This is a genomic window from Arthrobacter sp. 9MFCol3.1 (genome assembly GCF_000620385.1).
GTDB lineage: Bacteria > Actinomycetota > Actinomycetes > Actinomycetales > Micrococcaceae > Arthrobacter.
The window spans coordinates 93,862-106,360 of sequence record NZ_JIBJ01000005.1; the positions used below are offsets into that span (position 1 = coordinate 93,862).

9 protein-coding genes are annotated in these 12,499 nt (G+C 68.8%); 5 read left to right on the plus strand and 4 right to left on the minus strand.

The features are described from left to right. Positions 1-26: 26 nt before the first annotated feature. From C560_RS0105650 to menD, 4 genes are all read left to right on the plus strand, one after another. Positions 27-1,064: an o-succinylbenzoate synthase gene (locus C560_RS0105650; RefSeq protein ID WP_231494278.1), complete on the plus strand. Its 1,038-nt coding sequence runs from the start codon at positions 27-29 to the stop codon at positions 1,062-1,064. Positions 1,065-1,222: 158 nt separating this feature from the next. Then, a complete protein-coding gene (locus C560_RS0105655) occupies positions 1,223-3,319 on the plus strand; it encodes a PhoX family protein (RefSeq protein ID WP_026537461.1) in 2,097 nt (698 codons plus the stop codon). 147 nt (positions 3,320-3,466) lie between these two features. Then, positions 3,467-5,278, plus strand: coding sequence for an arginine--tRNA ligase (argS, locus tag C560_RS0105660; RefSeq protein WP_026537462.1), 1,812 nt, complete (start codon positions 3,467-3,469; stop codon positions 5,276-5,278). Then, positions 5,275-7,008, plus strand: coding sequence for a 2-succinyl-5-enolpyruvyl-6-hydroxy-3-cyclohexene-1-carboxylic-acid synthase (gene menD, locus C560_RS0105665; RefSeq protein ID WP_051533028.1), 1,734 nt, complete (start codon positions 5,275-5,277; stop codon positions 7,006-7,008). The genes argS and menD overlap by 4 nt, the downstream gene beginning before the upstream one ends. A gap of 81 nt (positions 7,009-7,089) precedes the next feature. On the opposite strand, the gene C560_RS0105670 is transcribed toward menD, so the two are convergent. The 4 genes from C560_RS0105670 to C560_RS0105685 form a co-directional block, all read right to left on the minus strand. Beyond that, the gene (locus tag C560_RS0105670; RefSeq protein ID WP_026537464.1) at positions 7,090-7,866 is read right to left on the minus strand and encodes an amino acid ABC transporter ATP-binding protein; all 777 of its coding nucleotides are present in this window, start codon (positions 7,864-7,866) and stop codon (positions 7,090-7,092) included. After that, complete coding sequence (locus C560_RS0105675; protein ID WP_026537465.1) at positions 7,863-8,834, minus strand: amino acid ABC transporter permease; 972 nt, start codon at positions 8,832-8,834, stop codon at positions 7,863-7,865. The genes C560_RS0105670 and C560_RS0105675 overlap by 4 nt, the downstream gene beginning before the upstream one ends. A 35-nt stretch (positions 8,835-8,869) precedes the next feature. Then, complete coding sequence (locus C560_RS0105680) at positions 8,870-9,823, minus strand: ABC transporter substrate-binding protein (protein ID WP_026537466.1); 954 nt, start codon at positions 9,821-9,823, stop codon at positions 8,870-8,872. A gap of 273 nt (positions 9,824-10,096) precedes the next feature. Beyond that, positions 10,097-11,545 carry an isochorismate synthase gene (locus C560_RS0105685; RefSeq protein WP_026537467.1) on the minus strand — a complete coding sequence of 483 codons (1,449 nt, stop codon included), beginning with the start codon at positions 11,543-11,545 and terminating at the stop codon, positions 10,097-10,099. Between the two features lie 153 nt (positions 11,546-11,698). Between C560_RS0105685 and C560_RS0105690 the strand changes: the two genes are divergently transcribed. Further along, positions 11,699-12,490, plus strand: coding sequence for a demethylmenaquinone methyltransferase (locus tag C560_RS0105690; protein WP_081801635.1), 792 nt, complete (start codon positions 11,699-11,701; stop codon positions 12,488-12,490). The last annotated feature ends 9 nt before the right edge of the window (positions 12,491-12,499 follow it).

The following is a 12,499-nucleotide window of genomic DNA, read 5'->3' on the forward strand; positions in this document are numbered from 1 at the left end:
CAGTGCATTCCCAGTACAGTGGCTCCATGCCTGCCCTCCCCATGGACCCCCCGGCACGTCCCGCCGCGCCCCTGCCCGGCCTCGACGAACTCCTGGCCGGCGCCCATGTTGTCAGCCTGCCGATGCGCGTGAAATTCCGGGGCATCCTGCAGCGGGAGGCCCTGCTGCTCCGCGGGCCGCTGGGCTGGGGCGAATTCTGTCCCTTTCCCGAATATGGCGACGCCGAGGCCTCCCGCTGGCTAACAGCCGCGATCGAGGCCGGCTGGGCCGGGTTCCCGGCGCCGTTGCGGGACAGCATCCCGGTCAACGCCACGGTCCCTGCCGTGCCGGCGCACCGGGTGCCGGAGGTCCTGACCCGCTTCGGCCGGGTGGACGCGGTCAAAGTCAAGGTCGCGGAGCGCGGCCAGAGCCTGGACGACGACGCCGCCCGGGTGGCGGCCGTCCGGGCGGCGCTGCCGGACGCAGCGATCCGGGTGGACGCGAACGGCGGCTGGGACGTGCCGGAGGCCGTCGCGGCACTGACGCGGCTCGCCGCCGTCGGGCTCGAATATGCCGAACAGCCCGTGCCGGAGATCGCGGGCCTCGCCGAGGTCAGGCGGCAGCTCCGGGCGGCGGGCGTGCCCGTGCTGATCGCCGCCGATGAGAGCGTGCGCAAGGAGGACGACCCCCTCAAAGTGGCGCGGGCCGGCGCCGCGGACCTGATCGTGGTCAAGGTGGCCCCGCTCGGGGGAGTGCGGCGCGCCCTGCGGATCGTGGCGCAGGCCGGGCTGCCCGCCGTCGTGAGTTCGGCGCTGGACACCTCGGTGGGGATCCGGGCCGGGCTGGCCCTGGCCGCCGCCCTGCCCGAACTGCCGTACGCCTGCGGCCTGGGCACGGTGTCCCTGCTCGCCGCCGATGTCACCCGCGATCCGCTGGTTCCCGACGACGGCGCTATCGCCCTGCGCGACGTCCGCCCGGCACCCGAGCTGCTGGCCGAACACGCCGCCCCGCCGGAACGCCGCGACTGGTGGCTGGACCGGCTGCGGCGGGTGTACGCGGTGCTGGCCGCATCGACTGCTCCGTAACGGCCCTTTAGGACCTCGAAAACGGCGCTTACGGAGCAATCGATGGGTTCGGCGGCACGGCGAGCATTCACCGGGACTTCATCTGGGAGACGCCTCTCGGTAGCCAGCGGCTGGAAGGGTGGGCGCGACCGCAACTCACCCCCATGGAAGGTCTCTCCATGTCTGTCTCCTCCGGACGCACGTTTTCCCTGCTCCCCATGCTTGGCCACACCAAAGGCAAGCGAAGCCCCGTCACCTGCGCGCTGAAGTGCGACAACGCCTGCTCGGGCGAGGTCTGCAACACCAGCACCAACAGCTACTTCCGTGACATCGCCTCCGCCACGATGTCCCGCCGCGCCGCGCTGGGCTTCGGCGCCGCCGGCGCGCTCGCCGTCGCCTTCGGCAACGCGGTGACATCCGCCGGAACAGCCGTCGCCGACGGCGGCCCGGGCCTCGCCGCCGCGGCCAAGGACGGGTTTGGGAAATCCAAGCTGCAGTTCACCGCCATCGCACCCGTCGACGCCAGCGTGGACAAGCTGACCATCCCCGCCGGGTTCACCTGGCAGCCGGTCATCCGCTGGGGCGACCCGCTGTTCAAGGACTCGCCGGCCTTCGACATCGGGCACCAGAGCGCCGCGGCGCAGGCCCGCCAGTTCGGCTACAACAACGACTACACCGACATCCTGCCGATCGAAGGATCCAAGGACCGCCGGGCCGTGCTCTTCACCAACCACGAATACACCAACGAGAACATCATGCTGCCGGCCGGATTCGACGCCGCCGAGGCCCGCGCGATCGGCCGTGCAGCCCACGGCCTCACGGTGGTGGAGCTGGAACGCACGAACAAGAACAAGCCCTGGAGCTACGTCCGGGGCGCCGGCCTGAACCGCCGTTTCCTGACCGACACCACCTACGAGCTCGACGGTCCGGCCGCCGGATCCGCCCTCCTGAAGACCGCCGCCGATCCCTCCGGCCGGGCCATCCAGGGCACCCTGGGCAACTGCTCCGGCGGCACCACCCCGTGGGGCACCATCCTCTCCGGCGAGGAAAACTTCAACGGCTACTTCGCCGCGCCCGGAACCTCCGACGCCGACAAGCGCTACGGCCTGACCAGCAAGCCCACCGCCCGCCAGTGGGAACTGGATGACCCGCGCTTCGACACCCGCAATCCCGGGTACCAGAACGAGGCCAACCGCTTCGGCTGGATCGTGGAAGTCGACCCCTTCGACCCCACCTCCACTCCCCGCAAGCACTCCGCGATGGGCCGCTTCAAGCATGAGGGCGCCAACGTGATCGTCGCCAAGTCCGGCCACGTGGTGGCCTACATGGGCGACGACGAGCGCTTCGACTACCTGTACAAGTTCGTCTCGGCCGGCACGTACCGGCCCGGAAAGACGGCGGAGGACCGCAAGAACAACCTCACGCTGCTCTCGGAAGGCGACCTGTACGTCGCGAAGTTCACCGGCAATTCCCCGGCCGACGGGTTCGACGGCGCGGGCAAGCTTCCGGCCGACGGCGCCTTCGACGGCGCCGGTGTTTGGCTGCCCCTCGTGGTGGGCGGACAGTCCAAGGTGCCCGGGATGTCCGTGGAAGAAGTCCTCGTGTACACCCGCCTCGCCGCCGACAAGGTGGGCCCCACCAAAATGGACCGCTGCGAGGACGTCCAGCCGAGCCTGCACACCGGCAAGGTCTACGTGGTCTGCACCAACAACGCGGACCGCGGCAAACCCGGCAAGGAAGGGGCCACCGAGGTCAACCCCCGCACCCTCAACCGCGACGGCCACATCGTCGAAATTACCGAGACCGGAGACCAGAGCTCCACAACGTTTGGCTGGAACCTGCTGATGGTCTGCGGCGATCCGGCCAAGAACTCCGCCACCTACTTCGCCGGGTTCCCCGCGAGCCAGGTCTCACCGATCTCCTGCCCGGACAACGTGGCCTTCGATTCCGTGGGTAACCTCTGGATCTCCACCGACGGCGCGCCCTCCAGCATCGGCTACGCCGACGGGCTCTTCAAGGTGACCCTGGACGGCGCCGAACGCGGGAAGGTGGAGCAGTTCCTCGCCGTCCCGCGCGACGCCGAAACCTGCGGCCCGGTCATCCACGACGACGAGCGCACCGTCTTCGTCTCCGTTCAGCACCCGGGCGAGGAAGGCACGTTCGCCGACCAGCACTCGTACTTCCCGGACTACGTCGCGGCAGGGGCGACGCCGAAGCCCGGCCAGGTGCGCGCTCCGCGTCCGTCCGTGGTCCAGGTGTTCCGCACCGACGCCTAGCCGCCTCCGGCCAAAGCAACGCGGGGTCATTTCCCGCCCGTGTCGGCGCCCGGCATGGGCCGGAAATGACCCCGCGTTGCATCTGAGGGCGTTGCTTCGGAGGGCGGGCGAGCATCGGGGGAGGGCTCCTACTGATAATTTGGGACTGTGAATAATCCGGCCGAATTGGTTGTCCCCAGAGTCCAGGCTGCAATTGCCACCGCGTTTGGCGAAGAGTTCCGGCAGACGGACCCGGTGGTCAGGCCCTCCCAGTTCGCGGACATCCAGATCAACGCCGCCATGGCCCTGGCCAAAAAGGCCGGCCTGCCGCCGCGGGACGCTGCTGCCAAGATCGTCGAAGCCCTGAACCTGGACGGCATTTGCACCAGTGTGGAAATCTCCGGGCCCGGCTTCATCAACCTGAGCTTTGACGGCACCTGGATCGAGGAACTGCTCAATGCAGAGTCGGTCCAGGCCGCGTCGCCGGCCACGGCCGTCACGCCCGCCGCGACACCGCAGCGCGTCGTCGTCGACTATTCCTCCCCGAACGTCGCCAAGGAAATGCACGTCGGCCACCTGCGCACCACCGTGGTGGGGGACAGCCTCGTCAAAGTGCTCGAAGCCCTCGGCGACACCGTGATCCGGCAGAACCACATCGGTGACTGGGGCACCCCGTTCGGGATGCTGATCGAACACTGGCTGGAGATCGGCGAGGACTCCCCGGAGGCGGCGCTGCTGGTGGAGGACCCCAGCGCCTTCTACCAGGCCGCCCGGGCCAAGTTCGATGCCTCCGCCACCGACGAGGACGGCTTCGCCGCCCGGGCCCGGCTCCGGGTCGTGGCCCTGCAGGGCGGCGACCAGGAGACGTTCGCCGTCTGGCAGCGGCTGGTCGCGCAGTCCAAGCGCTACTTCAACGCCATCTACTCCACCCTCGGCATCAGCCTTACCGATGACCACATCGCCGGCGAAAGCTCGTACGACGCGCATCTGGCACAGCTGTGCCAGGAACTCGAGGAGCGCGGCCTGGCCCGGATCAGCGACGGCGCCCTGTGCACCTTCCCGGCAGGCTTTACCGGCCGCGACGGGCAGCCGCTGCCGCTGATTATCCGCAAGTCCGACGGCGGCTACGGCTACGGCACCACGGACCTCGCCACCATCCGCTACCGGGTCCGCGACCTGGAGGCCAACCGGATCCTATACGTCGTGGGTGCCCCGCAGAACGTCCACCTGCGCATGGTCATGGCCACCGCCCGGGACGCCGGCTGGCTGCCGGAGACGGTCGAGGCCGTGCATGTGCAGATCGGCAACGTGCTCGGCGAGGACGGAAAAATCCTCAAATCCCGCTCCGGTGCCCCGATGAAGCTCATGGCCCTGCTCGAAGAGGCCGTGGACCGGGCCCGCGCCGTCATTGACGCGAGCCGGCCCGAGCTCAGCGAGGCGGAACGCGCGGTGACCGCCCGCCAGGTGGGCATCGGCGCCGTCAAGTACGCCGACCTCTCCACCGGCCACGACACCGAGTACGTCTTCGACTTCGACCGCATGCTCGCCCTCAGCGGCAACACCGGACCCTATGTGCAGTACGCTGCGGCCCGGATCCGCTCCATCCTGCGCAAAGCCGGCGTGCTGGAACTGATCACCGGCGCCGGCGGCACGCCGGCGGCCGGCACTCCGGCAGCCGAAGCATCCGGCGGACCCGCCACGGCGATCGCCGTCGTCGAACCCGCAGAACGCGCGCTGGCCCTGCACCTGCTGGAGTTCGACGCGACGCTCAACAAGGTGCGGGACGCGCTGGAGCCGCACCGGCTCTGCGGCTACCTCTTTGAGCTCGCGCAGCTTTTCACCACGTTCTACGACCAGTGCCCGGTGCTCAAGGCCGAGGAATCGGTCCGTGACTCGCGGCTGGCCCTGTGCGCGCTGGCGTTGCGCCGCCTCTCCGGCGGCCTGGAGCTGCTGGGCATCGAAACGCCGGAGAACATGTGAGTCCGGCGGATTCCGCTGCCGCCTCGCCCGCCCCCGGCCGCCTGACCGCGGTGGAGGCCGCGCGCATCGCCGTCGACGCGTTGCTCGCCGCCGGTGTGCGCCAGGTGGTGGTCTCGCCGGGATCGCGCTCGGCGCCGATGACCTACGCCCTGGCCGAGGCCGAAGCCGCGGGACGGGTGGAGCTGCTGGTCCGGATCGACGAGCGGTCCGCCGGTTTCACGGCCCTGGGCCTCGCCCTGTCCGCCGGTGCCCCCGCCGCCGTCCTGACCACGTCCGGGACCGCCGTCGGCAATCTCCTCCCGGCCGTCATGGAGGCCAACCACGCCGCGGTGCCGCTCGTGGTCATCTCCGCCGACCGGCCCGAGGAACTGAGGGGAACCGGCGCCAATCAGACCACCGTGCAGCTGGACCTCTTTGGCGACCACGTCCGCTTCGCCGTCGACGTGCCCGCGGGCAGCGATCCGCAGCGCGCCGTCGAAACGGCCCTCAGCGCCGCCACCGGAGCCTTCGAGGACGCCCCGCCCGGGCCGGTGCAGCTGAACCTTGCCTTCCGCGACCCGCTGGTCCCGGCCGTGGGCGACGGGCTGCCCGCGGCGGCCGGACGCGGCATCTACCGGGCCGCCCGGAACCCCCTGGCCCTGGACTTTCCGGCCGCGTCGACGGCGCTGCCGGAGCGGCGCACCGTGGTGCTGGCCGGGCACGACGCCGGCCCGGTCGCCGAGGCTTTCGCCCGCGCGCACGGCCTGCCGCTGCTGGCCGAACCGTCTTCCAACGCCCGCTTCGGCCCCAACGCAGTGGGCCCCTACCGGCTGCTGATCGAGCACTTCGGCGCGGACGCGGCACAGCCGATCGAACGCGTGGTCCTCTTCGGCCGGCCGACGCTCTCCCGGCCGGTGAGCGCGCTGCTGGAGCGGGCCGATGTCCCGTCGGCCCTGTACCAGCCCGTTCCGGTGGCCTGGTACGAACCCGGCCGCCGCACCGAACTGCCGCTCGAAACCCTGGCGGACCTGGCGGACTTCGCCGGCCGCGGATCTTCCGCATGGCTCGATGCCTGGCTGCTCGCGGGAGCCGCCGCCCAACACGCCGTGGACCTGATCCTGGCCGCATCCCCGGCCGCGACCGGCCCGTCGGTGGGCGCCGAGGTCTGGAAACACGCCCGCGGTCAGCTGGTACTGGGCTCCTCGAACGGGATCCGCGACGTCGACCTCGCCGGGGCGCCGCCCGCGGAACCCCAGGCCACCATGTTCGCCAACCGGGGCCTGGCCGGGATCGACGGCACCACGTCCACCGCCACCGGGATCGCGCTTGGCGGTGGCCAGGAAACGACCGTGTTCATGGGGGATGTGACGTTCCTGCACGACGCCGGGGGACTCCTGCTCGGGGCCGGGGAGGCCGAACCGCAGCTGCGGATCGTGGTGCTCAACGATGCCGGAGGTGCCATCTTCGGGCTCCTGGAGCACGGCACAGTCGCCGCGGCGGGGCGCTACGGCGACGCCGTCGAACGTCTCTTCGCCACCCCGCAGCGCGTGGACCTCGCCGCCCTGGCCGCGGCATACGGTGTCCCGCACCGCCAGGTCGGCACGACGGCGGAACTCGCCGAGGCGCTGTCCGGCCCGCTGGAGGGCCGCAGCATCATCGAGGTGCGCACGGACCGGCACCGGCTCGGGGAACTGCACCGCGCCATCCGGGCCGCGGTAGCCACGGCCGTGGCGGGCCTGCCGCAGGCGTAGCGCACGTTTCCGCTACGAAAAAGGACAGCCGCCACGTGGATCCACGTAGCGGCTGTCCTTATTCGGTGCGGAATACCGGAATTACAGCACCCGGCTCAGGAACTCCTTGGTGCGGGGGTGCTGGGGATTGGCCAGAACCTCCCGCGGGTCGCCCGACTCCACGACGACACCGCCGTCCATGAAGGTCAGGCGGTCACCGACCTCCCGGGCAAAGCCGATCTCGTGGGTCACCACAATCATGGTCATGCCCGACTTGGCGAGGTCCTTCATCACGTTCAGGACATCGCCCACGAGTTCCGGGTCGAGCGCGGACGTGGGCTCATCGAACAGCATGAGCTCGGGGTCCATGGCCAGGGCCCGGGCAATGGCCACGCGCTGCTGCTGGCCGCCGGAGAGCTGGGAGGGGTAGTGTCCGGCGCGGTCGCCGAGCCCCACCCGGTCCAGCAGCTCCAGGGCGCGTTTGCGCGCGACGGCCTTTGACTGGCCCTTGACCTGGACCGGGGCTTCCATGATGTTCTGCAGCGCGGTCTTGTGCGGGAACAGGTTGAAGCGCTGGAAGACCATGCCGATCTCGCGGCGCTGGGCGGCGATTTCCTTGGTCTTCAGGTCGTGGAGCCTGCCCTTGACCTCGCGGTAGCCGATGAGGTCGCCGCCCACCGAAATACGCCCGGCACTGATGGTCTCCAGCAGGTTCACGCAGCGCAGCATGGTGGACTTGCCCGAACCGGACGGGCCGATCACAACGGATACCTCGCCCTGGTTGACGGTCAAGTCGATGCCACGCAGCACGTGGTGTGTTCCGTAGTACTTGTGAAGGCCCTCGATCTTGACCAACGGCTGCTCAGTGGTGATCGTCATTTCGCCTCCTCCTCGGGGAAGTCCATCTTGAGGTCCGGCTCGGCCTTGGCGCTGGGGGCCACGGCCGCGGACGCCTTGGCGGCAGCGGGGTTGATCGCTGCCGGAACCCGGTTGTCCACGCCCTTGCCGTAGTGCGCCTCAATGAAGTGCTGGCCCACCATCAGGATGCTGGTGATGACGAGGTACCAGAAAGCAGCGACAATCAGCAGCGGAATGGGAAGGTAAATCCGGTTGGCCAGGGCGTTCGTCGCGAAGGTCAGGTCCAGCGTGAACGGCACCGCCAGGACCAGCGACGTGGTCTTCAGCATGCCGATGGTCTCGTTGCCGGTAGGCGGCACGATGACGCGCATAGCCTGCGGCAGGATGATACGCCGCATGATCTTGCCCTTTGTCATGCCGAGGGCCTCGGCGGCCTCACTCTGGCCCTGGTCCACGGACTTCAGGCCGGCCCGGAAGATCTCGGCGAGGTACGCGGACTCATTCAGACCCAGGCCCAGGATGGCCGGGATCAGGCCGTGCGTGGGGTCCGAGGTCACCCAAGTGAAAACGGCGGGACCAAACGGGATGCCGAGGACAATCGTCGGATAGAGAACAGTCGCGAGCCCCCAGAACAGCAGCTGGGTGTAGATCGGTGTGCCGCGGAAGAACCAGACCCAGGTCCAGCTGGACCAGCGGAACACCGGGTTGTCGGACTGCCGCATGAAGGCCAGCAGGATGGCCAAAACGATGGCCAGGACCATGGAGGCAAAGGTCAGGACCAGGGTCCAGACAACGCCCTGGACCACCTTGGTGTCCAGGATGTAGGTGCCGACGACATCCCAGCGGAAGTTGGGGTTGGTGAACAGGCTCTGCAGGAAGCCGATAAGGACGGCGATGATGATGGCGGCGCTGATCCAGCGGCCGGGGTGCCGCACCGGCACCGCATTGTTCAGTACCGGAGCTGCTTCAGTGTCCTGCTGGCTGTCCATCTCTGCCCCTGTTGCGGGTCCGGTTGTTGGAAGGCTCAAGACGCCGCCGCCGGGTTGACCTCGGACTTGGTGATGGCACCGTCGGTGACGCCCCAGCCCTCAAGGATCTTCGTGTAGGAGCCGTCTTCCATCAGCTTGGTCATGGTCTTCTGGACGACGTCGGCCAGGGCCGTGTCCGACTTGGCGACAGCGATGCCCTGGGGAGCGGAATCGTAGACCTCGCCGAGCTTCTCGATCTGGCCGTTGGTCTGGGTCAGTGCGTAGCCGATGATGGGGGAATCGGCGGCCATGGCATCGATGCTGCCGTTGACCAGTCGGGTAGTGATGTCCGTCTGGGTCTTGAGCGTCACGATGTTGATGGGCTGCTTGCCCTCGGCGATGCACTTCTTGTTGCGGCCCGAGAGGTCCGGATCTTCCTGGATGGTGCCGGTCTGCACGCCGATGGACTTGCCGCACAGGTCATCGAGGGAGATCTTCTTCGGGTTGCCCTTCTGCACGGCCCAGCCGGTACCTGCCTGGTAGTAGCTGACCATGTTCACCGCGGCAAGCCGTTCCGGGTTGATCGTGAAGGAAGAGATGCCGAGGTCGTACTTCGGGCCGAGGGCCGGAAGGATGCCGGTGAATTCGGCCGTCTGGACCTGGACCTTCAGGCCGAGCGCGGCGCCGATCGCCTTGGCAATGTCGACGTCGTAGCCAACCGGTGTCTGGCCGTCGGTGCCGAGGAATTCCGCGGGGGCGTAGGACGTATCCGAGCCCACAGTCAGGGTGCCCTTGGACTTGATCGACTCGGGCAACATGGCCGCCAGAGTGTCGTCCTTCTGGATCGTGCTGGGGTCAAAGCTGGCCGCGGCACTGCCCGAAGCGGTTGCCGCGCCGCCGGTCCCGGTCTCGGAGGCGTTCGTGCAGGCTGTGAGGGCCAATGCGCTCACGGCGAGCACCGTGGCGACCTTCAGTGCGGGGTTGCTCAGGAGCGAAGGGGAGATCTGCATTTTCTTACCTTTTGTTGCCGGAGGGATGCATAACGAGGCCGATTTATAGTGTATCGCCGAACAAGAGATGTACGTCACAGAAAACTAAGTTTCACTATTGGATAACTAAACCAGACCCAAATGCAATATCTTCAATGCCCGCTCTGTCTGTGATCCCGGATTCCTGTCCGTTCGACGGCTCCCGCGGTGCCAGATCGGTGTGTCCAATTCGCCGGAACCGGTTCACCAGCGGGGCCGGTTCACCAGCAGGGCCGGTGCCGCCAGCACCACGGGCTAGCTGCTGATGCCGAGCGACTCCAGCATGGGGCGGAACTTCGCCCACGTCTCGGCGAGTTCGGTCTCGGGAACCGAGCCGTCCACCACGCCACAGCCCGCGTAGAGCCGGACCGTGTGCGGGGATTCGATGACGGCGCCGCGCAGGGCGATGCCCCACTCGCCGTTGCCGGCCGCGTCGAGCCAGCCGACCGGCCCGGCGTACGGGCCGCGGTCCAGATGCTCGAGCTTGCGGATGAGCGCCCCGGCCACAGTGGTGGGAGTGCCGCACACGGCCGCAGTCGGATGCAGTGCGTTGATCAGCGCCAGGCAGGTGGGGACGTGGCCTTCCACCTCGGCCAGTTCGGCCTTGACGTCCGACGCCAGATGCCACACATTGGGCAGTTCGAGGATGAAGGGCTCGCTGTGCGCGTTCATGGCCTCGGAAAACGGGGCCAGCTGCGTGGTCAGGGACTGGATCGCGATGTCGTGTTCGTGGCGCTGCTTCTCGGAGCCGGCGAGGACGCGCTCGGCGAATTCCAGCGGGGAGCCGTCCATGCCGTCGGCGTCGCGGCGGTCCAGTGTGCCGGCCAGGACCCGGGCCTGCGCGGTGCGGCCCTCCACCTGGATCAGCATCTCCGGCGTGGCCCCCACCAGCCCGTCCACCCCGTACGTCCAGCATTCGCGGTACCGGGCGGACAGCTCGCGGAGCACCTCGGCGGCCTTGACGCCGGTGGGGACGGTGGCCACGACGTCGCGGGCCAGTACCAACTTCTCCAGGGCGCCGGTCCGGATCTCTGCGACCCCGGCGGCAACGGCGGCCATCCAGTCTTCCTCGCTGAGCGAGCCGGTGTGCAACGTGGCCCCTGCGGCCAAAGGCAAAGGACGTACGACGGCGCCACCGGCCTGCGCGGCCGCAGGCACCGGGTCGTCCACCACAGTCACTCGGGCCCCGGGATTGGCGCTGGCAGCGGCGCCGGGATTTGAGCCGGGACCGGGATTGGCGCTGGCGCCGGGATTTGAGCCGGGGCTGGTGCTCGTGCTGCTAAGCCAGCGGTCCAGGGCGGCGCGGGCGCCGGCTTCGGTGAGTTCGCCGTCGTCGAACGTCAGCTGGGTGAGCCAGGCCTGGCCGTCGCGGAGCCCCACGGCGATTTCCGGGACCAGCAGCCGGGATTCATGGGCGGAAGCCTTGGAGAAGGCGAAGGAGCCGAAAGCGACCGGGCCGGTGCCGGGGCAACCCACACGGTCCTCGATCTCTGCCTCCAGGACCTGGTGGCGCCACCAGATGTCCGCCTCCAGGAACCGCTCGGGGCCGGTGGCGGTGAACCGGGCGATCTCGCCGAAGCCCACGAGCCCGGCCTCGCGGCGGGTCCAGCAGAGGACATCATCCCGGACCAGAAACGACGGCAGGCCCCCGGGGAAAGTTTCGGCATCGAGGGGGACTGTCAAGGTGCGGAACGTGCTCGTCATGATGGCATAACACTAGCCCGTGATCGCCCGTTGGGTGGATATACACGAGTCCGCAGGGCCCGGACGAGCGTGCCGCGGCCGTTGCCGCAGGTGAAAGCCGCGTCAATTGACGCTCCGTTCGTGGGAGCGCCGATCATTTGAGACAATGTCAGGGTGAACCGAGCATCCTTGGATAAGCGTCCGGACGAAGTAGCCACGATGTTTGACGACGTCGCCCCCAAATACGACGTCGTCAACGACGTCCTGTCCTTGGGGCAGACGCGGCGTTGGCGCAAGGTGGTGGTCGAGGCCATGGGCGTATCGGTCGGCCAGCGCGTCCTGGACCTCGCCGCGGGCACCGGCACGTCCAGCGAGCCGTACGCCGACGCAGGCATCAACGTCATCGCCTGCGATTTCTCCCTTGGCATGCTCAAGGTCGGCAAGCGCCGCCGCCCGGACATCGACTTCATCGCCGGGGACGCCACCCGCCTGCCATTCGCGGACAACACCTTCGACGCCAGCACGATCTCCTTTGGCCTGCGCAACGTCAACGAGCCGAAGAAGGCCCTGGCCGAGATGCTGCGGGTCACCAAGCCCGGCGGCCGGCTGGTCATCGCGGAATTCTCCCAGCCGGTGGTGCCCCTGTGGCGCACCATGTACACCGAATACCTCATGCGGGCCCTGCCGGCCATCGCCGTCAAGGTCTCCTCCAACCCCGACGCCTACGTCTACCTCGCCGAGTCCATCCGGGCCTGGCCGGACCAGGACCACCTCGCGGCCTGGCTGCAGGAGGCTGGCTGGGAAACCGTCACCTACCGCAACCTCAGCGGCGGCATCGTCGCCGTGCACCGGGCGCAGAAACCGGCAGACCCCTCAACCGGCCCTGCCGCCGGCGCTGCGGCGCTGGCCGCCCACACCGGACCCGTGGCCAAGTTGCGCCGCAACATCACCCGGCCCGGCCGATAGCCGATCCCT